The sequence below is a fragment of the Ralstonia sp. 24A2 genome (assembly GCF_051783885.1).
In the GTDB taxonomy this organism is placed as follows: domain Bacteria; phylum Pseudomonadota; class Gammaproteobacteria; order Burkholderiales; family Burkholderiaceae; genus Ralstonia.
This window is the reverse complement of record NZ_JBPVZD010000001.1, coordinates 655,870-680,032: the sequence shown is the minus strand read 5'-3', so window position 1 is coordinate 680,032 and position 24,163 is coordinate 655,870. Positions and strand designations below refer to the sequence as shown.

Here is a 24,163-nt window from a genome sequence, read left to right as displayed (position 1 = left end):
AGTGTAAGGGAAATTTCCTACCTCTGCAGTCAACTACTCAAACCCGCAGATGCAATGCGGGTGATTGATTCTGCCTATTGCTGGAAGTGCTTTAGGCTACACGCGGCGCCGCAGCGCGCGGCTGCACATCGAAGCGTTCACGGATGGACGCAAGGATGCCGTTGGCATCGAGCCCGCATTGCGCCAGCAGCGCAGCATGGTCTCCATGATCGACAAAGCGGTCTGGCAAGCCCAGTTGCAGCACAGGCGTTGCGACACCGGCGGCGACCAGCGCTTCCACGCAGGCACTGCCGGCCCCGCCCATCACGCAGCCCTCTTCCACCGTGACGACGTAATCGTGCGTGCGTGCCATTTCCAGCACGCAGGCCACGTCCAGCGGCTTGACGAAGCGCATGTTGACGACCGTGGCGTCCAGACGCTCCGCAGCGGCCGCAGCCGGAGCGACCATCGAACCGAATGCCAGGATCGCCACGCGCTGGCCCGCCGGGGCTGTTGACGCGCGACGCACTTCGGCCTTGCCCAGCGGCAACGGCTCCAGCGTCGGCTGCACCGCCACGCCGGTACCGGCACCACGCGGATAGCGCACCGCCGTCGGGCAATCCTGCGCGAAGGCGGTGCTCAGAAGCTGGCGGCATTCGTTCTCGTCAGCAGGCGTCATCACCATCATGTTCGGGATGCAGCGCAGGTACGCAATATCGTATGCACCCGCGTGCGTCGCACCGTCCGCTCCGACTAGACCGGCACGATCTAGCGCAAAGACCACCGGCAGGTTCTGCAGTGCGACGTCGTGGATCAGTTGGTCATAGCCGCGCTGCAGGAAGGTCGAATAGATCGCAACGACAGGCTTCAAACCCTCACATGCCATGCCGCCGGCAAACGTCACGGCGTGCTGCTCGGCGATGCCGACGTCGTAATAGCGATCGGGAAAGCGCTGCTCGAACTCCACCATGCCGGAGCCTTCGCGCATGGCGGGCGTAATGCCGACCAGGCGCTTGTCGGCGGCTGCCATGTCGCACAGCCATTGGCCAAACACCTGCGTGTACGTGACCTTGGCGGGGCGGCCGGAAGGCTTGATGCCCTCTTGCGGATTGAACTTGCCCGGGCCGTGATAGAGGATCGGGTCCGCCTCGGCCAGCTTGTAGCCCTGCCCCTTCTTGGTGACCACGTGTAGAAATTGCGGTCCGCCACCTTCCAGCGCACGCCGGCGGATATTCTGGAGCGTCGGGACCAGCGACTCGAGATCGTGTCCGTCAATCGGGCCGATGTAGTTGAAGCCGAATTCCTCGAACATCGTGGCCGGCACCAGCATGCCCTTGGCGTGCTCTTCGAAACGCTTGGCGAATTCGAGCACCGGCGGCGCCACCGACAGCAGCTTCTCCACGCCCTTCTTGGTGGCGGCGTAGAACTGTCCGCTCATCAGGCGCGCGAAGTAACGATTCAGCGCCCCCACCGGCGGCGAAATCGACATGTCGTTGTCGTTGAGCACCACCAACAACGGCAGATTCTTGTAGATGCCCGCGTTGTTCATGGCCTCGAAGGCCATGCCAGCCGTCATCGCGCCATCGCCGATCACGGCAATGGCGACACGATCTTCACCGTTGGTCTTGGCGCCCAGGGCCATGCCCAGCGCGGCGGAAATCGACGTGGACGAATGCGCCGTACCGAATGTGTCATACGGGCTCTCGCTGCGGCGCGGGAAACCGGAAATGCCGTCCAGCTGGCGCAGCGACCCCATCTGCTCGCGGCGGCCGGTCAGGATCTTGTGCGGGTAGCTCTGGTGGCCGACGTCCCACACGATGCGGTCTTCCGGCGTGTTGAAGACGTAGTGCAGCGCGATGGTCAGCTCGACCGTGCCCAGGTTCGACGACAGGTGGCCGCCCGTCTGCGAGACGGAATCGAGCACGAAGGCGCGCAACTCGCTGGCCAGGGGGCCGAGCTGGCGGCGGTCCAGTCGACGCAGGTCGGCCGGATCGTCGATGGTGTTGAGAAGTTCGTACGTCATGTGGGACCGCCGCTCAGGCGCTAAAGCGTTTGGGCAAAGACTTCTACCGTCGATGCAATGTTGTTCAGTGACCACGCCGCACGATCAGATCGGCCATCTCGGCCAACCGAATGGTGCGCGATTCGCCCAACTCACGGGCCAGTTGCGCGACTGCCGCGTCCGCTGCGGCGTGCAGCTCATCGGCCAGCACCCGGGCCTTGTCCAGCCCGAGGATGGACACGTAGGTCGGCTTGTCGTTGGCCTCGTCCTTGCCTGCAGTCTTGCCCAGCGTGGCGGTGTCAGCCGTCACGTCGAGGATGTCGTCCACCACCTGGAATGCCAGGCCGACGGCACCCGCATAGGCATCCACCTGCTCCAGCGCAGCGGCAGTCACTCCAGCACACAGCGCACCCATGCGTAGGCTCGCGCGCAACAGTGCGCCGGTCTTCATGCGGTGCATCGCTTCCAGTTCGTCCTGCGACAGCGCAATGCCGACACTCTGCAGATCAATCGCCTGACCACCCGCCATACCTAGCGAACCGGACGCACGCGCCAACTCGCCTACCAGCACGGCGCGGGTCGCCGGGCTCACCGGGCCCCGTTCAGCCAGCACGATGAAAGCCTGCGTCTGCAGCGCATCACCCACCAGCAGCGCAGTCGCTTCATCATAGGCGCGATGCACAGTTGGACGGCCACGGCGCAGGTCGTCGTCGTCCATGCAGGGCATGTCGTCGTGGACCAGCGAGTAGGCGTGGATCATCTCCACCGCGCAACTCACGCCGTCGAGTGCTTCGGGCGAGGCGTCACTCAGCGCACCGGCGGCATGCGCCAGCAGCGGACGTACCCGCTTGCCGGCACCCAGCGTGGCGTAGCGCATGGCAGCGTGCAGGCGTTGCGGTACCACGGTCTCGGCCGGCAGCGCGCGCTCCAACGCGGTTTCCGTCCGTGCAACCACGGACGCCATCCATTGAGCAAAGTCACTCATGCGTCGCCCTGCTCGTTCGCATTGCTGTCGTCGGCCAACGGTTTCAGGGCGTCTCCGTCGAGCACACGGACCTGCTGTTCGACGCGCTCCAGCACCTGCTGGCAATACTTGACCAGTTCGGCTCCGCGGCGATACGCCGCAAGCGAGGCCTCCAGCGGCAGTTCGCCTGATTCCATGCTGGCAACGAGGGTTTCGAGTTCGGCCATGGCCGCTTCATAGGAAGCCGGCGTGGCGGATGGGGAGGCGGACGCGTCGCTCGAAGCAACGCCTGGGGCACGGGGCATGCCGGTTGTGAATCAGAAAAGGACAATCCAGCATTTTACGGCAATTCCGCGTGCGTTCTGCGCACTTCCCGCAAGGCGCCGAGTGGCGGTTCGCGGCGCTCAGAGGAGCCGCCGTCCAGCTGAGGGCCGACTGACTGGCGGCCGAAAGATGTCGAAAATCAGGGACTTATCAAATCCCCTGGGGTACAATCGCCCCCTTTCCTCCAAAGGCCGGGCCGGCGCACGCCGTTCCGTACGATGGTTTGGGTCTGTTGGCCCAAAAACGTATGGTCGCAGGCCCAAGCGGGGGCCAGCAGCGCTCGTTTCCTACCTCAACAGACCCTAGGCCACCTGCCGATGGCGTCCTGTCCCAAATCGAATTTTTCGTCGAATCTTTCGATGGTTGGGTTGTTCACTACTTTCACCGTTATTGGGAGTGGGGATAATGTCCAATCTCAGCGCCGCACTGAACCTGGTGCCGTCTGAAACCCAGCTGCCCGTCTCTGCTTACTTTGACGAGGCGCTGTATCAAACTGAAATCGAACGTCTGTTCAAGCATGGCCCCGGTTACGTCGGCCATGAGCTGATGGTCCCGGAAGTCGGCGACTATCACACGCTTGCCGCCGAGGCCGAAGGCCGCGTGCTGGTGCGCAATCCGAACGGCGTCGAACTGCTCTCCAACGTGTGCCGGCATCGGCAGGCCATCATGCTCAATGGGCGCGGCAATGCCCAGAACATCGTTTGCCCGCTGCATCGCTGGACGTACGACCTCCAGGGCGACCTGCTGGGCGCACCGCACTTTGAGCAGCAACCGTGCGTGCACCTGTCGCGCTCGCCGCTGCAGAACTGGAACGGCCTGCTGTTCGAGGGCAAGCGCGACGTGCGCGAAGACCTTGCTCGCCTGGGCGTGGCGCGCGATCTCGACTTCTCCGGCTATATGCTCGACCACGTCGAGGTGCACGACTGCAACTACAACTGGAAGACCTTCATCGAGGTATACCTCGAGGACTACCACGTCGTGCCCTTCCACCCCGGTCTCGGCCAGTTCGTCTCGTGTGACGATCTGGAATGGGAATTCGGCGAGTGGCACAGCGTGCAGACGGTCGGCATCCACGCGAATTTGCGCAAACCAGGTACACCGGCGTATCAGAAGTGGCACGACGCCGTCCTGCGCTTCAACAACGGCGAGATGCCCAAGTACGGCGCGGTGTGGCTGACGTACTACCCGAACGTGATGGTCGAGTGGTATCCGAACGTGCTGGTGGTGTCAACGTTGCATCCGTTGGGCCCGACCAAGACGCGCAACGTGGTCGAGTTCTACTACCCGGAAGAGATCGTCCTGTTCGAGCGCGAATTCGTTGAAGCCGAGCGCGCCGCCTACATGGAAACCTGCATCGAGGACGACGAGATCGCCGAGCGCATGGACGCCGGCCGCCTGGCGCTGATGAAACGCGGTGTGAGCGAGGTCGGCCCCTATCAGTCGCCCATGGAAGATGGCATGCAGCACTTCCACGAGTGGTATCGGCGCGTGATGAGCTACTAACGGACGTTCGGCCGTAGGCATCCGCCGCCTTCCGCGTCACAATACGAACGGTGCAGCCCGCGTGGCCTGCACCGTTTTTTTCGCCCCGCCCTCGCCATGTCTGCCGATACCACCACTGCTGTTCAAACGGCCGCCCAGACGGCCGACAACTCGTCCCGCCAATCGCTGTGGATGATTCTTGCCGCATTCGCCTTCTCGGCGATGGGCGTGTGTGTAAAGCTCGCGTCGGCGCACTACAGCACGGGCGAGATCGTCTTCTACCGCAGCGTGATCGGCATGATCGTGATGGGTGCGATTCTGGCCAACACGGGCGCTGGCATTCGCACACCGTATCTCACGTCGCATATCAAGCGCAGCGTGTTTGGGGTGACCTCGCTGCTGCTGTGGTTCACCTCCATCAGCCTGCTGCCGCTGGCGACGGCCATGACGCTGAACTACATGTCGCCGGTGTGGATTGCGCTGATCATCGGTGCGGGCGCGGCCATGGCCGGCAAGGCTGGCGGAGCCGACCGCAAGATGGTGGTGGCGATCCTGATGTCGTTCGTTGGCGTGATCTGCTTGCTGCAGCCAAGCGTGGGAGTGGGGTCGTCGCAGCTTGCTGGCGGCATGGTCGGGCTGGTGTCGGGCGTGTTCACCGCCCTCGCCTATGTGGAGGTCCGCCAACTGGGCGACCTGGGCGAGAACGAGGCGCGCATCGTGTTCTATTTCTCGCTGATCAGCGCGATCGCTGGTGGCGTATGGATGCTGATTGGCGGCATGCAAGCGCACACGTGGCACACCGCGGGGCTACTGCTGGCGGTGGGCCTGCTGGCCACGCTGGGCCAGACCGCCATGACGCGCGCCTACAAGCGCGGCAACACGCTACTGACTGCCAATCTGCAATACACCGGCATCGTCTTTGCGAGCGGTTGGGGTATGTTGCTGTGGAGAGATCACCTGAACGCGCTGTCGTGGCTGGGCATGGCCCTCATCATCGGCAGCGGCATCGTCACCACAGTCATGCGTGCCCGCCAGTCAGGCACGGAGCATCCGACCCCGCAGACTGCTGTGTCCGGACCGGAAGCCGAGATTCACCCGGAAGTTTGATTGCTAGTCGACCCCTGGAGATTGCTGATATGAGCGAACGCGCTCGCTACGCCACCCTGATGACCGCCCCGCAACTGGCCGCGTTGCAGCAAAGCGCGCCGGACAGCTTGGTCATTGTCGATTGCAGCTTTGACCTCGCCAACCCGGCAGCCGGGCGTGACGCGTACCGCGCCAGCCATATTCCGGGCGCGTTCTACCTGCACCTGGACAACGAACTGTCCGGCCCCAAGACCGGCACCAATGGTCGCCACCCGCTGCCCGATGCTGATGCGCTGGTCGCACGCCTGCGTGCACTGGGCGTGAACGACGACACGCAGGTCGTCGCCTACGACCGCCAAGGCAGCATGTATGCGGCACGGCTGTGGTGGCTGCTGCGCTGGGTGGGACATGCGGATGTTGCTGTGCTGGACGGCGGCCTGAACGCATGGGAGGCTGCACACTACCCCGTCAATAAGATCGTGCCCGACGAGCCGCAGCTCAACGCCACGCCCGGCAACCTGACACGCAAGCCGTCGCTCGCGGCGCTGGTGAATGCCGACATCGTGCAGAAGTACCTCGGACATGCCGACAAACCCGTCATCGACGCCCGCGCCCCCGATCGCTACCGCGGCGAGAACGAAACGCTAGACCCCGTTGGCGGCCACATCCCCGGCGCACGCAACCGCTTCTTCCGCGACAACCTGCAGGCCGACGGCACCTTCAAGCCGGCCGAGCAACTGCGCGCGGACTTCACTGCTGTGCTGGCCGACGCCAAACCCGCCGATGCGATGTTGCAATGCGGCTCGGGCGTGACCGCCTGCCACAACGCACTGGCGATGGAAATTGCCGGCCTGACCGGCGCCGCCCTCTACGCAGGCTCGTGGAGCGAGTGGTGCAGCGACCCGGCACGACCGGTGGCAACGGGGCCCAATCCGTAACCCGCTGCACATCTCGCGCACAGCAAAAAGCCCGGCATCCACCGGGCTTTTTTTTAGGGCGTGAGCGATGTGTCTCAGTGTGCGTGACCATGCAGGCCATTGGTCAGCAGGAAGATCATCGCGACGCCCGCTGCGATCAGCGCAACCTGGATCGCCGACTCTTGCTTGCGCGGCCGGCGCTTCATCTGCGGCATCAGATCGCACACGGCGATATAGATGAAGCTGCTGGAGGCTACCACCAGCACATACGGAATCCACGACGTCAGGCGATCCAGCAGGTAGTAGCCGAGCACCGCGCCCACCAGCGCGCAGACGCTGCAGATCAGGTTGTAGACAAACGCACGCGTCTTCGAGAAACCAGCGTTGAGCAGCACCATAAAATCACCGATCTCCTGCGGGATCTCGTGCGCGGCGATGGCCAGTGCGGTGACGATACCGACCTTGGTATCCGCCAGGAACGCAGCGGCAATGACAATGCCATCGGAGAAATTGTGCAGGCCGTCACCCACCAGGATCATCATGCCGCTGCGACCGGCTTCCTGGCGATCGTGTCCGTGGTGATGGCCATGCCCGTCACCCTCATGATGGTGCGAGTGACGGAGCAGTGAGACTTTTTCCAACAGGAAGAAACCCAGCAGCCCGGCCAGCAGCGTGGCGAACAGCGCATGCGTGTTCGGCTCGATACCGTTATGCGCCTCAAAGGCCTCGGGCAGCGAGTGCAGCAGCGACGTTGCCAGCAGCACCCCGACGGAGAAGCTGACCATGCGGTCGACCACGCGCGACAGCACGGTCAGCGACAGCACGGCAGCGCCCGCCATGCTGCCGATGCCGGACAGCGCGGTCGCCAGAAGAATGCCTAACAGGGTGGTATCGAGGGTCATGCCGAGCGTGGCGCCACAGCGGATGCTGTCAGCGCCGATAAACGCAACAGAGTTGCAAGAAGAGGCGCATTGTATGCGCCTTTGTGAACCTTTGCCAGCGCAGCCCAAAAAACAAAAGGCCCACATGGGGCCTTTGTTGTGCGAAGCGCGATGCGCCTACTCGACGCCGTGGTCTTTGAACCAGGCGAGGCACTTCTTCCAGCCGTCTTCGGCATCGGCCTTCACATAGCTGGGCCGGTAGTCGGCATGGAATGCGTGACCGGAATTCGGGTAGACGATGATGCGCGATGCACGCGCCTTCGGATTCTTGGACTTCGTCAATGCTTCCTTCAAGGCGTCGCGGGCGTCCTCCGTGATGACGGTGTCCTTTGCGCCGTACAAGCCAAGTACGGGTGCCTTCAGGTCGCTCACCTGATCGATCGGGGCGCCCGGCTGTAGCGGGGTCGCGTTGCCTTTTAGCGGCCCGTACCACACGACGGCTGCCTTGATGTCGGGATTGCGCTCGGCTGCCAGCCAAACCTGGCGCCCGCCCCAGCAGAAACCGGTGATGCCGATGCGCGCCGGATCGCCGCCGTTCTCCTTGGCCCAGGCGATCGTGGCATCCAGGTCCCCCGCCACCTGTGCATCCGGCACCTTGGAAACCACGTTGGCGACGGTTTCCTGAACCGTGCCGTAGGCGCGCGGGTCGCCCTGGCGCACGAACAGCTCGGGCGCGATGGTCAAGTAGCCGAGCTTGGCAAAGCGCCGGCAGACATCAGCGATGTATTCGTGCACGCCAAAGATCTCGCTGACGACGATCACCACTGGCAGCTTGGTCTTGCCCTCGGGCTGGGCACGATAGGCAGGCATCTTGAAGTCGCCGACGGGCACCGTCACCTCGCCCGCCGTCAGACCATTGAAGTCCGTCTTGATGGTCTGTGCCGACACGGGCAGCACCGCCGCCGCAAATGCCGAACCCAGCGCCGTCTTCATGAAGCCGCGGCGGTCAAAGTTGCGGCCCGGCACCAGACACTCCACTTCTGCATCCAGCTGCATCGCACTCTCCTAACGCCCGAAGGCGGTGACGGTGAACGAAGCGGTTAGTCTACCGAAGCCAGCCCATCGGTGCCGAACGCAGCGCCGTGCAACGCGGCGTGAAGATCAGTGCAGCTTGACGCGCGGATTCGTCTTGCTGCGCAGCCAGTGCGTGACCGTGTCGAGCGACATGCGCACCCAGCCGTGCAGCGCCAGCACGTGCATGCGGTACAGCGACGTGTACATCAGCCGCGCCATCAGGCCCTCGATGAACATCGAGCCGCCGATCAGCCCGCCCATCAGGCTGCCGACCGCGCTGAAGTGGCCGAGCGACACCAGCGAGCCCAGATCCTTGAACGCGAACGGCCCGACGGGCTTGCCGTCCAGGCGGTTGCGCAGCGCGTTGTACAGGTACGTCGCCTGCTGGTGTGCGGCCTGCGCGCGCGGCGGCACGCTGGTGGACGCTTCTGGCCACGGACAACTGGCGCAATCGCCAAACGCGTAGATGGAATCGTCGCCTTCCACCTGGAGCGTGCGTGAAACAACCACCTGCCCCAGCTTGTTGACCGGCAACCCCAGCTCGCCCAGCACAGATGGCGCGCGAATGCCTGCCGCCCACACGGTCAGATCGGCGGGGATGGATTTGCCGCTGGCCGTGTTGACCGCATTGGCGGTGACTTCCGTTACGCGCTCGCTGGTGATGACATCTACATCGAGCTTCTGCAGCAGTTCGGTGGTCGCCGCCGAAATGCGCTCCTTAAGCACCGGCAGAATGCGCGGGCCGCCCTCGATCAGGTGGATGCGGATATCGTGGCGCGGGTCCAGCTTGTGCAGGCCATACGCAGACAGCACATGCGCCGTGTTGCGCAATTCCGCCGACAACTCCACGCCCGTCGCACCCGCGCCAACGATGGCGATGTCCACCTGCGGCCGCGCATCGCTCACGCCATTCTGCGCGCGCATGCACGCGGAGATCAGCTTGCGGCGGAAGCGCTCGGCCTGCCATGCGGTATCGAGTGCGATGGCGTGCTCCGCCGTGCCCGGTACGCCAAAGAAGTGCGTCACGCTGCCAATGGAGAGGACGAGCGTGTCATAAGCGATGGCGCGCTCGGGCAGTACCTCCGTGCCATCGGCATCGAAAAAACCCGAAACGGTGATGGTCTTGGCGGCACGATCAAGGCCCTTCAGCTCGCCCTGCTGGAACTCGAAGCCGTGCCAGCGCGCCTGCGCGGCGTATTCAAGCTGATGCGTGTTCGGGTCCATGCTGCCGGCAGCGACTTCGTGCAGCAGCGGCTTCCAGATATGGGTCGGGTTGCGATCCACCAGCACGACCTGCGCAGCGCCACGCTTGCCGAGCTTGTCGCCCAGGCGCGTTGCCAGCTCCAACCCGCCAGCGCCGCCGCCGACCACTACGATGCGCGGTCCGCCCGCGCCATCCGTCTGCCCTGCCATACGTCTCTCCTGAATCACGTGACCGTTCAGATGCAGTCTGCTGCATTGCAAAATCCGCTGCAACCCCAGTCAGGCAGATATCACAGATCATTAAAAGCGCATGGCATCGCCATCCACAGCCTGCCTCGGCAAGCAAAGCGGCGCCGCGCCTTGTATTGGCGCGGCGGTCGCGCTGCATATCAGTGAGCTTCTTCCCAGTTGGCGCCCACGCCCACCTCGGCCACCAGCGGCACGCGCAGTGCCGCGACGCCGCACATCAGTTCGGGCAGGCGCTCGCGCACCACGGCCAGTTCATCCTGGGGCACTTCGAGCACCAGTTCATCGTGCACCTGCATGACTAGGCGCGAGCGCATGGCTTCGGCTTCCAGCCAGCCTTGCACGGCCAGCATCGACAGCTTGATCAAGTCTGCCGCCGTACCCTGCATCGGCGCGTTGATGGCGGCACGCTCGGCAGCCTGACGGCGCGGGCCGTTGCCGCCGTTGATGTCCGGCAGCCACAGGCGGCGGCCGAAGACGGTTTCCACGTAGCCGCGTTCGCGTGCAGTCTGGCGCGTTTCGTCCATGTAGCGCGCGGCGCCGGGGTAGCGGGCAAAGTAGCGGTCGATGTAGAGCTTAGCGGCGTCGCGGCCAATGCCCAGGTTACTGGCCAGCCCGAATGCGCTCATGCCGTAGATGAGACCGAAGTTGATGACCTTGGCTACGCGGCGCTGGTCAGCGGTCACCTCCAACGGCGTCACGCTGAACACTTCGGCAGCGGTCGCACGGTGCACGTCCTGGCCTTCCTGGAAGGCACGCATCAGGCCTTCATCCTGCGACAGATGGGCCATGATGCGCAGCTCGATCTGCGAATAGTCGGCCGAGATGATCACGCTGCCTTCCGGCGCGATGAAGGCCTCGCGGATGCGCCGTCCTTCTTCCGTGCGCACCGGTATGTTCTGCAGGTTCGGATCGGTCGAAGCAAGACGCCCGGTGACCGCCGTGGCCTGGCCGTAAGTCGTGTGCACCCGACCGGTGTTCGGGTTCACCATCTTCGGCAGCTTGTCGGTGTACGTGGACTTGAGCTTAGCCAGGCCCCGGTAATCAAGCAGCAACTTGGGCAGCGGGTAGTCTTCGGCCAGCTTCTGCAGTACCTCTTCGTCGGTTGACGGCGCGCCGCTGGCGGTCTTCTTGACGACCGGCAGCTTCATCTGGTTGAAGAAGATCTCGCCAATCTGCTTGGGGGAACTCAGGTTGAACGGTTGACCGGCCAGCGCGTGCGCCTCCGTCTCCAGCTCCAGCAAACGCTTGCCGATTTCCGCGCTCTGCTTGGCCAAGCGCTCACCGTCGATCAGCACGCCGTTGCGCTCCATCTTCTGCAGCACGATGGAGGTGGGCATCTCGATCTGCTCGTAGACGTAGTCCAGCTTGTCGTCGGCCTCCACTTTCGGGAACAGCGCGCGGTGCAGGCGCAGCGTGATGTCAGCGTCTTCAGCGGCGTACTCGGTGGCGCGATCCAGCGGCACTTCGTCAAAGCCGATCTGCGAAGCACCCTTGCCGCACACCTCTTCGTAGGTGATGGTCTTCAGGCGCAAAACACGCTCGGCCAGCGCATCCATGCCGTGGTTGCGGTGCGATTCGAGCACGTACGATTGCAGCATCGTGTCGTGTTGGATGCCGCGCAGCGCGATGCCGTGGTTGGCAAACACATGCGCGTCGTACTTCAAATGCTGACCGACCTTCTTTGATGCATCGTCTTCCAGCCAGGTCTTCATGCGGGCGAGCACGGCCTCGCGCGAAAGTTGGGCCGCAGCATCCAACCCCGCCACGTCCGGCCCGCGGTGCGCGACCGGGATGTAGCACGCTTGGCCCGGCGTGACCGACAGCGAGATGCCGACCAGTTGCGCCTGCATCGGATCAATCGATGTCGTCTCGGTGTCGATGCAAACGAGGTCGACCTCATCCAGCCGTTGCATCCACGATTCGAGCTGCGCCTGCGTGGTCACGGTCTCATACTTGACCGCCTCGGGCGGCGCTTCGACATCGAACAGGCTGGCCTGGGCTTGTTGCTGTGCCACGGCTTCGCCAGCGTAATTCTTGACGGGCGTGGCCGCCTTGCGCGCGGCACCCACGCTGCGCGTGTCGGGCAACGCCTCGCCGGTGGCCTCACGCAACCAGGTCTTGAAGCCGTAGCGACCGAAGAAATCGGCCAGCTCGCCCTTGTCTTCGCCCCCGTCAATCAGCGCATCGAAATTCGGCACCTCCTTGGACAGATCGCAGTCGAGCTTCACAGTCAACAACTCACGGCCCTTGGGCAGCCACTCAAGCGTGTTGCGCAGGTTCTCGCCCACCACGCCCTTGATCTCGGCCGCACGCGCGATGACGTTGTCGAGCGTGCCGAATTCGGTCAGCCATTTCACGGCGGTCTTCGGGCCCACCTTGGGCACGCCCGGCACGTTGTCAACCGTGTCGCCAATCAATGAGAGATAGTCGACGATGCGCTCGGGCGGCACGCCAAACTTGGCTTGCACGCCGGCCGGGTCGAGCGTCTCGTTGGTCATCGTGTTGACCAGCGTGACGTGATCGTTCACGAGTTGCGCAAGGTCCTTGTCGCCGGTGGAAACGATGGTGCGAACGCCTTCCCGTGTCGCCCGTTCGGCCAGGGTACCGATCACGTCATCGGCCTCTACGCCGTCAACCACCAGGATGGGCCAGCCCAGCGCGCGCACAGCTTCGTGGATCGGTTCGATCTGCGCACGCAGGTCGTCCGGCATGGGCGCGCGATGCTCTTTATAGGCGGGATACAGGTCATCGCGGAACGTCTTGCCTTTAGCGTCGAAAATGCAAGCGCTATACTTGGCCGGGTAGTCGCTGCGCAGTTTGCGCAGCATGTTCACGATGCCGTAGATGGCCCCCGTAGGAAACCCTTCTCCGTTACGCAAGTCGGGCAGTGCGTGATAAGCACGGTACAGATAACTCGAGCCATCGACGAGCAACAGCGTTTCTTGACTTTCCGACATTCCCATGGACTCTAATGTGACTGGAACGCCCGAAGGCGTTTCCAACAATGGCGACGCCGCTCATGGCGACGTGAAGCAGGCTGCTGGTGCATCCACGGCTGACATGGACGTCAACGTGACGGTGGGTGTGGACCGCACGGTGGAGATTGCCTCCACCAAATCCGACGCTGCACACGGCCGCACCGACCGCAAGATGATCCCCAGCCTGCGGGCACTCGCCGACGAGGAACGCGCTACCGCAAAGAAAGCACGCGCCTCCTGGCAGATGTTCACGATTATGGCAGAGTTCATCGAGGCGACGGAGTACCTCTCGGAGATCCGCCCAGCCGTCTCGATCTACGGCAGCGCGCGCCTGCGCGAGGATTCGCCGTACTACGAACGCACCATCGAAATCGCCCGGCTGTTCTCGGACGCAGGCTTCGCCGTCATCTCCGGCGGCGGCCCCGGCATCATGGAAGCGGCCAACAAGGGCGCGCACGCGGGCAAGTCGGCCAGCGTCGGCCTGAACATCGAACTGCCGCACGAGCAGCAGGGCAATCCGTATCAGGACATCTCGATGCGGTTCCGCCATTTCTTCACGCGCAAGGTCACCTTCGTGAAGAACTCCGACGCGTTCATCGTCATGCCCGGCGGCTTCGGCACACTTGATGAACTGGCCGAAGTGCTCACGCTCGTGCAGACGGGCAAGTCGCGCAGCGTGCCGGTGGTCATGTTCGGCAGCCACTTCTGGAAGGGCCTGCTGGACTGGTTCCGCTTTACTTTGCTGCCGATGGGCCTGATTGCCGAGCACGATCTCGACATCATGCGTATCGTCGACGAACCGAAAGACGCGCTCGACGCTGTCTACGAGTTCTACGAAAAGCGCGAAGGCACCTCGCCGATTCCGCCCAAGGAAGAGATGTTCTACCTGTGACATTCAGCGCCATCCGGATGGACGATGGTGGGATGGCCGGACTGCTAGAATGGAGGGTCCCGGATCACTCGCTGGAGTCCATCATGGATTCGCTGTTTCACCCGCCTGCCGCCCGCCGTTTTGCCACCGCCGCGCGCCTGATGCGCCACGCGGGGCTGGCCGCAGGTGCCGCCCTCTGCCTGGCCCTGCCCGTGCACGCCGAAGTGACGCAGGACAGCGCCGGCCTGGACCTGCCGGACGTCAAGGCGATCAACAACCAGCCGCTGGCCAAGCCGACGCACGGCTCAATCCACCACGAAACCGTCAAGCCGAGCTTCGAATACCGCGACAACGACGGCACGCAGGTCGAGGAATACCGTTTCCAGAAAGGTCAGGCACCGGACATCCATGTCAAATCGGGCATGGGCACGTCCTACAACCTGAGCAAGCCTGAGGACAGCTCGCCGCGCATCCGTGAGCGTGGCGACATTGATCGCGTACCCTCGGTCAACGTCCTGAAGTTCTGAATTCCCGCGCCCGGAAGGCGCATCGGCACACCGGCGCGGTGGCATCAGTTTGCCGCGCCGCCTCCTTTCACCCGTTTCCCATTTCTGAAGCATGGCTGTTTTCACCCCGGTCTCCGACGCCGAGATCGCTCTCTGGCTGGATCAATACGATGTGGGCGCCGTCCGCGCGTTTCGCGGCATCCCCTCCGGGATCGAAAACTCCAACTTCTTTCTGACTACCGAGAAAGACGGGCAAACGCACGAATTCGTGGTCACGCTGTTCGAGCGCCTCACGTTCGAACAGCTGCCGTTCTATCTGTACCTGATGCAGCATCTGGCGCAGCACAGCATCAGCGTGCCAGCGCCGATTCCCGGACGTGACGGCGAGATCCTGCGCACGCTCAACGGCAAACCGGCCACCATCGTGACGCGCCTGGCGGGTCGTTCCAACCTAGCGCCGACAGTATCCGAGTGCGCCATCGTGGGCGACATGCTCGCGCGCATGCACCTGGCGGGGCGTGATTACTCGCGCCACCAGCCGAACCTGCGCAGCCTGCCTTGGTGGAACGACGTGGTGCCAGACGTGGTGCCTTTCGTACACGGCGACACGCGCGCATTGCTGGAGACCGAACTCGCCCACCAGCAACGCTTCTTCGCCAGCGCCGACTATGCCGCGCTGCCTGAAGGCCCGTGTCATTGCGACCTGTTCCGCGACAACGTGCTGTTCGAGCCGGCCGCCGATGGCCAGCCGGAACGCCTCGGTGGCTTCTTCGATTTCTACTTTGCCGGCGTCGACAAATGGCTGTTCGACGTGGCTGTGACCGTCAACGACTGGTGTATCGATCTCGCCACCGGTGTGCTGGATACCGAGCGCGCGCGCGCCATGCTGCATGCGTATCACGCCGTGCGTCCTTTCACCGATGCCGAAACGCGGCACTGGCAAGACATGCTGCGCGCCGCGGCCTATCGTTTCTGGGTATCGCGCCTGTGGGATTTCTACCTGCCGCGCGATGCCGAACTGCTCAAGCCGCACGACCCGACCCACTTCGAACGCGTACTGCGCGAGCGTGTGCGGGCGGCAGGGCTGACTCTGGACATTCCTGAACAATGCAACTGATCGAAGTCTCCGGCAAGCAAGGCTACGTCTGGCTGCGCCAGGGTGCGTGGCTGTTCCGCAAGAACCCGATCGGGTTTTTGCTGCTGCTGTTCATCTACCTGTTTGCAGTCAACCTGCTGATGCTGCTGGTGCCGCCTGTTGGCGTGTTTGCCATCCTGCTGGTCAATCCGGCCATCTACGTGGGCTTCATGTCGGCGTGCCGCGATACGGTGGCGGGTAAGCGCGTCGGGCCAGCCTCGCTCGTCGCAGGTTTCCGCTCCTACGGCAAAGACGCCCTGCGTGGCCTGCTCAAGCTCGGCGGTATCTACGGTGTGCTGGTGCTCGTTGTCAGCGGCATTCTGATGACGATGGTGGATACCGACACGCTCATGGCCGTGTTCAGCGACAAGCCGCCCACCACCGAGGCCATCCGTGAGTTGTACCTGACGATGGTGATGGGCGCGGTACTGTACATCCCGGTGGCGGTGCTGTTCTGGTTTGCGCCGTTGCTGGTGGCCTGGCACGGCATTCCGGTGGGCAAGGCGCTGTTCTTCAGCTGGATGGCCGTGTGGCGCAATCGCGCGGCGTTCATCCTGTACGGGGCGCTGGTCGGGATCCTGTTGATCGCCGTCCCCCTGTTCATCGACGCAGCGTTCGCTTCGAGCGGCGCCAACAACATCGCCCCGATTATCGCTACGCCGTATCGGATTCTCGTGATGGCGGTGCTGTATTGCTCGTTCTACGCCACCTATCGCGGCTGCTTCAATGTGACGCAAGCCGCCGGCCAGACCACCGATACGACGGCCTGACCCGCACACCGACCCGATCGATACTCAGTTGATCGGGTCCAGCTTGGCGATGCCGAGCGCCAGCACCTTCACGCCGTGGCGGTTGAACTTGATGCTGGCACGCGCATCGGCGCCCTCGCCTTCCAGCGCCGTGATGACGCCTTCCCCGAACTTGTTGTGAAACACCGATTGGCCGACGCGGAAGCCCGTTGCCTCCGCGCGCTTGGCATCGGCGTAGTTCTTGCCGGTGTCCATGCCGCCCGTTGGGCGCGTGCCGGTGTACGACTCCTCATCGCCGCGCTGCGGGCGCTTGAACCAGTCGTTGCCCCAGGCGCTTTCACCTTGCGTGCGGCGCGTGGCGGTGTAGCCCGATTGCTGCGGCGTGAGCCACTTCAGCGTCTCTTCCGGCAGCTCATCAAAGAAGCGTGAACGGATGTGGTAGCGAATCTGGCCGTGCAGCACGCGGCTTTGCGCGAACGACAGATACAGCCGCTCGCGCGCCCGGGTGATGGCCACGTACATCAGGCGGCGCTCTTCCTCCAGGCCGTCCTTCTCCATCTGGCTGTTTTCGTGCGGGAACAAACCCTCTTCCAGCCCGGTGATGAAGACGACGTGGAATTCCAGCCCCTTGGCTGCGTGCACGGTCATCATCTGCACGGCATCCTGACCAGCCTGGGCCTGGTTGTCGCCGGCCTCAAGCGAGGCGTGCGTGAGGAACGCGACCAGCGGCGTCATTTCCGCAGGCGTTTCGTCGATAACGAGTTCGGAGACGGTATCGATCTCGCCGCCTTCGATGCGCACCATGGCGTCGTGGCGCACCGGCAGCACAGTCGCAATGGCATCCACTCCGTAGCCTTCTTCGGCCACAAAGGCCTGCGCGGCGGTCACCAGTTCCTGCAAGTTCTCGATGCGGTCCTGGCCTTCCTTCTCGCCCTGGTAGTGCGTAATGAGGCCGCTGGCATGGATCACGTGCTGAACGATCTCCGGCAGCGTCATCTGGCGCGTGTCGGCGCGCATCTGCTCGATCAGGCGCACAAACGCCGACAGCTTGGTGCCCGCCGCGCCCGTCAGGTACGGCACCGAAGCCGCCAGCGAAATGCCGTACAGCTTGGCGGCATCCTGCAATAGTTCCAGCGAACGTGCCCCGACGCCACGCGCTGGGAAGTTCACCACACGGCCGAACGCGGCGTCGTTATCCGGGTTCTCCAGCAATTGGATGTACGCCAGTGCGTGCTTGATTTCCGCGCGTTCAAAGAAGCGCAAACCGCCGTACACCTTGTAGGCGATACCGGCCGAGAACAGCGCATGCTCGATCACCCGCGACTGCGCGTTGCTGCGATACAGGATGGCGATTTCCGAACGCGACATGCCGGTGGCGATGCGGTCGCGGATCTCATCGACGATCCAGCCAGCTTCCTGGCCATCGGTGGCCGCCTGATAGACGCGCACCAGTTCGCCGTGGCCGGCGTCGGTGCGCAGGTTCTTGCCCAGGCGACGCGAGTTGTGCGAGATGAGGTGGTTTGCCGTATCGAGAATGTTGCCGTGCGAGCGGTAATTCTGCTCCAGCTTGATACGGTGTTCCACGCGGAATTCGCGCTCGAAGTCGACCATATTGCCGACATTGGCACCGCGAAACGCGTAGATGCTCTGGTCATCATCGCCCACCGCAAAGATGGCGTTGGGGGTGACACCCGGCTCACCCAGACCAGCGAGCACTTTCAGCCAAGCATATTGCAGCTTGTTCGTATCCTGAAACTCGTCGACCAGGATGTGCTTGAAGCGGCGCTGGTAATGCGCGCGAATCGCGTCGTTGTAGCGCAGCAGTTCGTAACAGCGCAGCAGCAGCTCGGCAAAGTCGACCACGCCTTCGCGCTGGCATTGCGCGTCGTAGGCGGCGTAGAGATCGGCCATGCGGCGGTCGTATTCGTTGGCAATTTCCAGATCGCCCGCGCGCAGGCCCTGCTCCTTGGCCCCGTTGATGAAGTACTGGACGTTCTTGGGCGGAAATTTCTCGTCGTCGATGTTGAGCGACTTGAGCAGGCGCTTGACGGCGGAAAGCTGGTCTTGCGTATCCAGAATCTGGAACGTCTGCGGCAGGCCCGCATCGCGGAAGTGCGCGCGCAGCAAGCGGTTGCAGAGGCCGTGGAACGTGCCGATCCACATGGCACGCGTGTTGATCGGCAGCATGGCCTGCAGGCGGGCCGTCATTTCCTTGGCCGCCTTGTTCGTAAACGTGACGGCCAGCACACCCGATGGTGACACGCGTGCGCTCTGGATCAGCCAGGCGATGCGGGTGGTCAGCACGCGTGTCTTGCCACTGCCCGCCCCCGCCAGGATCAGCGCCGATTCATCGGGAAGCGTAATGGCAGCGCGTTGTTCGGGGTTCAGATTGGCGAGCAGGTCGGACATGCGGGGGAAGCCTTAGCAGAATCCGGAAATTATACCGGCGCCCTCCCTCGCCTCGGCCGTGGCGGACACGGACAAGTCGTATAATTCCAAGCTTTCGCCCAGCATTTTTCCCGGGCCAAACGTCTTTTTGCGCGGATTTGCGCCCCCAGTCAGCATGACCGATCAAAACCAGTCCCTCGCCAAGAGTTTCGAACCCACCACCATCGAGCAGAAGTGGAGCGCAGCGTGGGAAGCGATGGGCGTCTCCCGTGCGACGCTCGAAGCCGGCAAGCCGGATTTCTGTATCCAGCTGCCGCCGCCGAACGTGACGGGCACGCTGCACATGGGCCACGCGTTCAACCAGACCATCATGGACGGCCTGACGCGTCATGCACGCATGTCGGGCGCCAACACGCTGTGGGTGCCGGGCACCGACCACGCCGGCATCGCCACGCAGATCGTCGTCGAGCGCCAACTGGATGCGCAAGGCGTGTCGCGCCACGACATGGGCCGCGAGAAGTTCGTCGAGAAGGTCTGGGAATGGAAAGAGCAATCGGGCTCGACCATCACGCGCCAGGTGCGCCGCATGGGCGCCTCGATCGACTGGGAGCGCGAATACTTCACGATGGACCCGAAGATGTCGCGTGCCGTCAGCGACGTGTTCGTGCGCCTGTATGAGCAGGGCCTGATCTACCGCGGCAAGCGCCTGGTCAACTGGGACCCGGTGCTCGGCACCGCCGTGTCCGACCTGGAAGTGGTGAGCGAAGAGGAAGAAGGCTCGCTGTGGCACATCCGCTATCCGCTGGCCGAGCCGGACGCCGTGCGCGGCCTGACACACCTGACGGTCGCCACCACGCGGCCGGAGACGATGCTCGGCGATACGGCCGTGATGGTGCACCCGGAAGATGAGCGCTACGCCCACCTGATCGGCAAGTTCGTGCACCTGCCGCTGACCGATCGCCAGATCCCCGTGATTGCTGACGAGTACGTCGACCGCGAATTCGGCACTGGCGTGGTCAAGGTGACGCCAGGCCACGATTTCAACGACTACGCGGTGGGCCAGCGCCACAAGCTGCCACAGCTGTCGATCCTGACGCTCGACGCGAAGATCGTCGCCGATGCCCCGGCCGCCTACGCCGGCATGGACCGCTTCGACGCGCGCAAGAAGATCGTCGAGGACCTTGAAGCGCAAGGTCTGCTTGCCGAGGTGAAGAAGCACACGCTGATGGTGCCGCGTGGTGACCGTACCGGCGTCGTGATCGAGCCGATGCTGACCGACCAGTGGTTTGTCGCCATGAGCAAGCCGGCGCCGGAAGGCACGCGCTTCCCGGGGCGCTCCATCGCCGAAGTGGCACTGGACGCCGTGCAAGGCGGCAAGATCAAGCTGGTGCCCGAGCAGTGGGTCAACACGTACAACCAGTGGCTGAACAACATCCAGGACTGGTGCATCTCGCGCCAACTGTGGTGGGGCCACCAGATTCCGGCGTGGTTTGATGAAGCTGGCAACGTCTACGTTGGCCGCACGGAAGAAGAGGTTCGCGCCCAAGCCGCAGCCAAGGGTTACACCGGCGCGCTCACGCGTGACGAAGACGTGCTCGACACGTGGTTCTCGGCGGCACTGGTGCCGTTCTCGTCGCTGGGCTGGCCCGCCGATACGCCGGAGTTGAAGCATTTCCTGCCCTCCACCGTGCTGGTCACGGGCTACGACATCATCTTCTTCTGGGTGGCGCGCATGGTCATGATGACCCTGCACTTCACCGGCGAAGTGCCCTTCCACACCGTCTACGTGCACGGCCTCGTGCGCGATTCGGAAGGCAAGAAGATGAGCAAGTCCGAGGGCAACACGCTCGACCCAGTCGACCTGATCGACGGCATTGCGCTGGAGCCGTTGCTGGCCAAGCGCACGACAGGCCTTCGCCGCCCGAAGGACGCGCCCAAGGTCGAAAAGCGCACGCGCAAGGAATTCCCCGAAGGCATTCCGGCGTTCGGCGCCGACGCGCTGCGCTTCACGTTCGCATCGCTCGCCACACTGGGCCGCAGCATCAACTTTGACCCGGGCCGCTGCGAGGGCTACCGCAACTTCTGCAACAAGCTCTGGAACGCCACGCGCTTCGTGCTGATGAACACCGAAGGCCAAGACTGCGGCATGCAGGAATGCGTCGGCGATTGCGGCCCCGAAGGCTATCTGGACTTCTCGCAGGCCGACCGCTGGATCGTCTCGCTGCTGCAGCGCGTGGAAACCGAAGTGGAGAAAGGCTTTGCCGACTACCGCTTCGACAACATCGCCAACGCCATCTACAAGTTCGTCTGGGACGAGTACTGCGACTGGTACCTCGAACTCGCCAAGGTGCAGATCCAGACCGGCACGCCGGCCCAGCAACGCGCCACGCGCCGCACGCTGCTGCGCGTGCTGGAAACCGTGCTGCGCCTGGCCCACCCGATCATCCCGTTCATTACCGAAGAGCTCTGGCAGAAGGTCGCGCCAATGGCTGGTCGCGCCAAGGGCGACGGTTCTGAGAGCCTCGCGCTGCAGGAATACCCGCGCGCCGCGCTCACGAAGATCGACGAGCAGGCCGAACAATGGGTCCAGCAGCTCAAGGCCCTGGTGGATTCCTGCCGCAATCTGCGTGGCGAGATGAACCTCTCCCCGGCGCAGCGTGTGCCGCTGTACGCCAATGGCGAAGCGGAATTCCTGCAAGCCGCTGCACCGTACGTGCAGGCGCTGGGCAAGCTGTCGGAAGTGAAGGTCTACACGGACGCCGCCGCCATGGAACAGGATGGTGCCGGCGCCCCGGTCGCCATCGTCGGCGAGAACAAGCTGCTGCTGAAAGTCGAGATTGACGTGGCTGCTGAACACGCACGCCTGAGCAAGGAAGTCGACCGTCTGCGCGGCGAGATCGCCAAGGCTGAAGGCAAGCTCGGCAACGAATCCTTCGTTGCCCGCGCGCCGGCCGCCGTGGTGGAACAAGAACAGAAGCGTCTGGCGGATTTCAAGGCCACGCTCGCCAAGCTGGAAGCCCAGGTTGCACGCCTGCCGGTGCAGACCGCCTGAGCACACCAGCGAACCTATATCGATACGAAGGAAACCACGATGCAACGCGTTACCAAAGCCGTCTTCCCGGTCGCGGGTCTGGGAACCCGCTTTCTGCCGGCCACCAAGGCCAGCCCGAAGGAAATGCTGCCGGTGGTGGACAAGCCTCTGATCCAGTACGCCGTGGAAGAAGCTATGGCCGCCGGCATCACCGAGATGATCTTCGTGACGGGCCGCAGCAAGCGCGCCATTGAAGACCACTTCGATAAGGCCTACGAACTGGAAGCTGAACTCGAAGCCAAGCAAAAGACTGCGCTGCTGGAAGTCGTACGCTCGATTAAACCGTCGCATGTGGATTGCTTTTACGTGCGCCAGCCGGAAGCGCTGGGCCTGGGCCACGCGGTCGCGTGCGCCGAAAAGCTGGTCGGCGATGCGCCCTTCGCGGTCATCCTGGCAGATGACTTGCTGGATGGCACCCCGCCCGTCATGAAGCAGATGGTCGACCTGTACGACCACTACAACTGCTCGGTGATCGGCGTGGAAGAGATCGACCGCGAGCAGAGCCGCTCGTATGGCGTGGTTGACGGCCGCCCGTGGGAAGAGGATGGCAGCGTGATCAAGATGTCAGGCATCGTCGAGAAGCCGGCACCGGAGAATGCGCCGTCCAACCTGGGCGTGGTGGGCCGCTACATCCTCACGCCGCGCATCTTCGACCACATTCGCAACCTGAAGCCCGGTGCGGGCGGCGAGCTGCAACTGACGGATGCGATCCAGTCGCTGCTGTCGGCCGAGCAGGTGCTGGCCTATCGCTACAAGGGTGTGCGCTACGACTGCGGCAGCAAGCTGGGCTATCTAAAGGCCACCGTCGAACTGGCACTCAAGCACAAGGAAGTTGCCGACGACTTCCGCGCGTACCTCGCTGCGCGCGGCTAAGTTTCATCTGCCCATAGAAAAACCCGCGCAGCGCGAGCTGACGCGGGTTTTTTGTTGGCCGGAAGGCCGAAGCCTTGGCCGGCCAGGTACGCCCCCTTCTGATGCAGGCGCAGCAGCTTCTGTGTCTTATTGCGGTGCTGCCAGCGGCTTGATGGTGTTGTTCAGCAGGTTCCAGTACGAGCTGGTGCTGTACGGCAGCATCTGCTCGGCGTAGTTCCACCAGAAATAACCGCCGATAAAGCGCGGGTCGGCTGCCATCTTCGTATTAGCCATCGGATAGTACGACTTGATCAGGTTCTGCTGTACAGAGGTCGGCGCTCCCGTGCTCGACGTACCGATCTCACCAAAACCGACCTTCGCCGCCGGGAAAATGGACTCCAGCAGCTGGAAGTCGCTGGTCCAGTTCGGATACAGGCCCGGGCAATCCTGGTACGGGTAGTAGCTGAACAGTGCGTAGTCTGCACCTTGGCGCACACGTGCGGGCAGGTAGGTCTGTGCCCAGGTCTGCCAAGCATCCATCGGCAGTTGCCAGCAGTTGTTGCCCTTGCGGTCGTCGTTGTAGTACATCGTCACGGCGGTCAGGCCACCGTTGGCTTTCACGATGTCGTGGGCAGCTGCCACCATGTTGCCGATGTCCTGCTCTTCCTGTGCAGCCACCGCGTTCGGGCCGTTCGAGTCGACGCGCAGCCATTCGCCGTTGATCTCGTTGGCGATTTCCCACACGTCCACCACGTTCTTCAGCGTGCCGACCAGTTCATTGGTGCGGTCCGTGTACGTTTGCAGATCGCTCGGGAAGTAGTAGGAGTCCATGATTTCACCCATCACGTAGGCGACGGCATGGAGCTTCACGAGTGCGGGGTAGTACTGTGCTGCGGTCGTGCCCGGATCGAACACCACGCGCACGGTCGGCTTGTACGGCAGGTGCGTGAGCGACGCCACGATCGCGTTGATGTTGCTGACGTCGTCCAGCGTAACGCCGTAGATGGGTGCCTTCGGGCGCGTGGCCTGCGCCGAGGCGGTTTGCATACCCAAGCCCGTCAGCGCTGCTGCCGCCATCAGGCCCATCATGACGCGCCGGCTCGCGCGTGCCACGCTCTGTGCTGCTTTTGTGGTTTCCAACATTGTGATTTCTATTCCCTCGGACGCAAAAACGTTACGCCCAGATTTCGATGGACAAGCGCCGTCCTACCCGTGCGGTATCTCGATGTGGTGTGACTCGGTTGGCACACTGAGCACCGAACGGGTGCGAGCGTCAGATGACGCCCCGGTCGGCGAATTGAATGCGCGATTGGAAGCCTCAGCCGAGGTTATCGGCGGGCCGTGCGCTTATTTGAGGACTGGTACAGCTGGCGCGCGCTCACCCAAAATTGCGAAGGAGAGGCGTGGCTTGACGAGAGGAAAAGCCCTGCAC

18 protein-coding genes are annotated in these 24,163 nt (G+C 63.4%); 9 read left to right on the top strand and 9 right to left on the bottom strand.

Annotation, left to right across the window (positions count from 1 at the left end):
- Nucleotides 1-91: 91 nt before the first annotated feature.
- The 3 genes from dxs to ACS13N_RS03130 all read right to left on the bottom strand — a co-directional run bounded on the left by dxs (nucleotide 92) and on the right by ACS13N_RS03130 (nucleotide 3,250).
- Entirely contained in the window at nucleotides 92-2,002 is a 1,911-nt protein-coding gene (gene dxs, locus ACS13N_RS03140) for a 1-deoxy-D-xylulose-5-phosphate synthase (protein ID WP_438930311.1), read from the bottom strand.
- A 64-nt stretch (nucleotides 2,003-2,066) separates the two neighbouring features.
- Complete coding sequence (locus ACS13N_RS03135; protein WP_438930310.1) at nucleotides 2,067-2,966, bottom strand: polyprenyl synthetase family protein; 900 nt, start codon at nucleotides 2,964-2,966, stop codon at nucleotides 2,067-2,069.
- Nucleotides 2,963-3,250, bottom strand: a complete 288-nt coding sequence (locus tag ACS13N_RS03130; RefSeq protein ID WP_438930309.1) for an exodeoxyribonuclease VII small subunit — start codon at nucleotides 3,248-3,250, stop codon at nucleotides 2,963-2,965. Before ACS13N_RS03130 ends, ACS13N_RS03135 begins: the two co-directional genes overlap by 4 nt.
- Before the next feature lie 424 nt (nucleotides 3,251-3,674).
- On the opposite strand from ACS13N_RS03130, the gene ACS13N_RS03125 reads away from it, so the two are divergent.
- The 3 genes from ACS13N_RS03125 (at nucleotide 3,675) to ACS13N_RS03115 (ending at nucleotide 6,775) form a co-directional block, all read left to right on the top strand.
- Nucleotides 3,675-4,772, top strand: coding sequence for an aromatic ring-hydroxylating oxygenase subunit alpha (locus tag ACS13N_RS03125; RefSeq protein WP_438930308.1), 1,098 nt, complete (start codon nucleotides 3,675-3,677; stop codon nucleotides 4,770-4,772).
- 96 nt (nucleotides 4,773-4,868) lie between these two features.
- Entirely contained in the window at nucleotides 4,869-5,858 is a 990-nt protein-coding gene (locus tag ACS13N_RS03120; protein WP_438930307.1) for a DMT family transporter, read from the top strand.
- A 29-nt stretch (nucleotides 5,859-5,887) separates the two neighbouring features.
- Nucleotides 5,888-6,775 (top strand): sulfurtransferase, encoded by an 888-nt coding sequence (locus tag ACS13N_RS03115; protein WP_438930306.1) that lies wholly within the window; start codon nucleotides 5,888-5,890, stop codon nucleotides 6,773-6,775.
- 74 nt (nucleotides 6,776-6,849) lie between these two features.
- On the opposite strand, the gene ACS13N_RS03110 is transcribed toward ACS13N_RS03115, so the two are convergent.
- The 4 genes from ACS13N_RS03110 to polA all read right to left on the bottom strand — a co-directional run bounded on the left by ACS13N_RS03110 (nucleotide 6,850) and on the right by polA (nucleotide 13,118).
- Nucleotides 6,850-7,656 (bottom strand): ZIP family metal transporter, encoded by an 807-nt coding sequence (locus tag ACS13N_RS03110; RefSeq protein WP_064802240.1) that lies wholly within the window; start codon nucleotides 7,654-7,656, stop codon nucleotides 6,850-6,852.
- 156 nt (nucleotides 7,657-7,812) lie between these two features.
- Entirely contained in the window at nucleotides 7,813-8,691 is an 879-nt protein-coding gene (locus ACS13N_RS03105; protein WP_438930305.1) for a dienelactone hydrolase family protein, read from the bottom strand.
- A gap of 105 nt (nucleotides 8,692-8,796) precedes the next feature.
- Nucleotides 8,797-10,122, bottom strand: a complete 1,326-nt coding sequence (locus ACS13N_RS03100) for an NAD(P)/FAD-dependent oxidoreductase (protein ID WP_438930304.1) — start codon at nucleotides 10,120-10,122, stop codon at nucleotides 8,797-8,799.
- Between the two features lie 179 nt (nucleotides 10,123-10,301).
- Nucleotides 10,302-13,118, bottom strand: a complete 2,817-nt coding sequence (gene polA / locus ACS13N_RS03095) for a DNA polymerase I (RefSeq protein WP_438930303.1) — start codon at nucleotides 13,116-13,118, stop codon at nucleotides 10,302-10,304.
- A 4-nt stretch (nucleotides 13,119-13,122) separates the two neighbouring features.
- Between polA and ACS13N_RS03090 the strand changes: the two genes are divergently transcribed.
- From ACS13N_RS03090 to ACS13N_RS03075, 4 genes are all read left to right on the top strand, one after another.
- Nucleotides 13,123-14,031, top strand: coding sequence for a TIGR00730 family Rossman fold protein (locus tag ACS13N_RS03090; RefSeq protein ID WP_438930302.1), 909 nt, complete (start codon nucleotides 13,123-13,125; stop codon nucleotides 14,029-14,031).
- Between the two features lie 83 nt (nucleotides 14,032-14,114).
- Nucleotides 14,115-14,537, top strand: a complete 423-nt coding sequence (locus ACS13N_RS03085) for a hypothetical protein (protein ID WP_438930301.1) — start codon at nucleotides 14,115-14,117, stop codon at nucleotides 14,535-14,537.
- A 91-nt stretch (nucleotides 14,538-14,628) separates the two neighbouring features.
- Nucleotides 14,629-15,633 (top strand): homoserine kinase, encoded by a 1,005-nt coding sequence (locus ACS13N_RS03080; RefSeq protein WP_438930300.1) that lies wholly within the window; start codon nucleotides 14,629-14,631, stop codon nucleotides 15,631-15,633.
- On the top strand, nucleotides 15,624-16,421 hold the full coding sequence (locus ACS13N_RS03075) for a BPSS1780 family membrane protein (RefSeq protein ID WP_438930299.1): 798 nt from the start codon (nucleotides 15,624-15,626) through the stop codon (nucleotides 16,419-16,421). The genes ACS13N_RS03080 and ACS13N_RS03075 overlap by 10 nt, the downstream gene beginning before the upstream one ends.
- Nucleotides 16,422-16,445: 24 nt before the next feature.
- Here the strand turns inward: ACS13N_RS03075 and ACS13N_RS03070 are convergent, their stop codons facing one another.
- Nucleotides 16,446-18,809, bottom strand: a complete 2,364-nt coding sequence (locus ACS13N_RS03070; RefSeq protein WP_438930298.1) for a UvrD-helicase domain-containing protein — start codon at nucleotides 18,807-18,809, stop codon at nucleotides 16,446-16,448.
- Between the two features lie 154 nt (nucleotides 18,810-18,963).
- Here ACS13N_RS03070 and ACS13N_RS03065 point away from each other — a divergent pair, with 154 nt between their 5' ends.
- Both ACS13N_RS03065 and galU read left to right on the top strand, forming a co-directional pair.
- A complete protein-coding gene (locus tag ACS13N_RS03065; protein ID WP_438930297.1) occupies nucleotides 18,964-21,840 on the top strand; it encodes a valine--tRNA ligase in 2,877 nt (958 codons plus the stop codon).
- Nucleotides 21,841-21,879: 39 nt separating this feature from the next.
- On the top strand, nucleotides 21,880-22,752 hold the full coding sequence (gene galU / locus ACS13N_RS03060; protein WP_438930296.1) for a UTP--glucose-1-phosphate uridylyltransferase GalU: 873 nt from the start codon (nucleotides 21,880-21,882) through the stop codon (nucleotides 22,750-22,752).
- Between the two features lie 126 nt (nucleotides 22,753-22,878).
- Here the strand turns inward: galU and ACS13N_RS03055 are convergent, their stop codons facing one another.
- Entirely contained in the window at nucleotides 22,879-23,874 is a 996-nt protein-coding gene (locus tag ACS13N_RS03055) for a hypothetical protein (protein WP_438930295.1), read from the bottom strand.
- Nucleotides 23,875-24,163: the final 289 nt, after the last annotated feature.

Excerpts from the sequence above, each read along its gene's own strand:
- ACS13N_RS03100 (WP_438930304.1), bottom strand. The coding sequence starts at position 10,122 with ATGGCAGGGCAGACGGATGGCGCGGGCGGACCGCGCATCGTAGTGGTC.
- ACS13N_RS03110 (WP_064802240.1), bottom strand. The coding sequence starts at position 7,656 with ATGACCCTCGATACCACCCTGTTAGGCATTCTTCTGGCGACCGCGCTG.
- galU (WP_438930296.1), top strand. The coding sequence starts at position 21,880 with ATGCAACGCGTTACCAAAGCCGTCTTCCCGGTCGCGGGTCTGGGAACC.
- ACS13N_RS03115 (WP_438930306.1), top strand. The coding sequence starts at position 5,888 with ATGAGCGAACGCGCTCGCTACGCCACCCTGATGACCGCCCCGCAACTG.
- ACS13N_RS03065 (WP_438930297.1), top strand. The coding sequence starts at position 18,964 with ATGACCGATCAAAACCAGTCCCTCGCCAAGAGTTTCGAACCCACCACC.
- ACS13N_RS03090 (WP_438930302.1), top strand. The coding sequence starts at position 13,123 with ATGGACTCTAATGTGACTGGAACGCCCGAAGGCGTTTCCAACAATGGC.
- ACS13N_RS03055 (WP_438930295.1), bottom strand. The coding sequence starts at position 23,874 with ATGTTGGAAACCACAAAAGCAGCACAGAGCGTGGCACGCGCGAGCCGG.
- ACS13N_RS03075 (WP_438930299.1), top strand. The coding sequence starts at position 15,624 with ATGCAACTGATCGAAGTCTCCGGCAAGCAAGGCTACGTCTGGCTGCGC.
- ACS13N_RS03125 (WP_438930308.1), top strand. The coding sequence starts at position 3,675 with ATGTCCAATCTCAGCGCCGCACTGAACCTGGTGCCGTCTGAAACCCAG.
- ACS13N_RS03120 (WP_438930307.1), top strand. The coding sequence starts at position 4,869 with ATGTCTGCCGATACCACCACTGCTGTTCAAACGGCCGCCCAGACGGCC.
- ACS13N_RS03080 (WP_438930300.1), top strand. The coding sequence starts at position 14,629 with ATGGCTGTTTTCACCCCGGTCTCCGACGCCGAGATCGCTCTCTGGCTG.
- ACS13N_RS03105 (WP_438930305.1), bottom strand. The coding sequence starts at position 8,691 with ATGCAGCTGGATGCAGAAGTGGAGTGTCTGGTGCCGGGCCGCAACTTT.
- ACS13N_RS03130 (WP_438930309.1), bottom strand. The coding sequence starts at position 3,250 with ATGCCCCGTGCCCCAGGCGTTGCTTCGAGCGACGCGTCCGCCTCCCCA.
- dxs (WP_438930311.1), bottom strand. The coding sequence starts at position 2,002 with ATGACGTACGAACTTCTCAACACCATCGACGATCCGGCCGACCTGCGT.
- polA (WP_438930303.1), bottom strand. The coding sequence starts at position 13,118 with ATGTCGGAAAGTCAAGAAACGCTGTTGCTCGTCGATGGCTCGAGTTAT.
- ACS13N_RS03070 (WP_438930298.1), bottom strand. The coding sequence starts at position 18,809 with ATGTCCGACCTGCTCGCCAATCTGAACCCCGAACAACGCGCTGCCATT.
- ACS13N_RS03085 (WP_438930301.1), top strand. The coding sequence starts at position 14,115 with ATGGATTCGCTGTTTCACCCGCCTGCCGCCCGCCGTTTTGCCACCGCC.
- ACS13N_RS03135 (WP_438930310.1), bottom strand. The coding sequence starts at position 2,966 with ATGAGTGACTTTGCTCAATGGATGGCGTCCGTGGTTGCACGGACGGAA.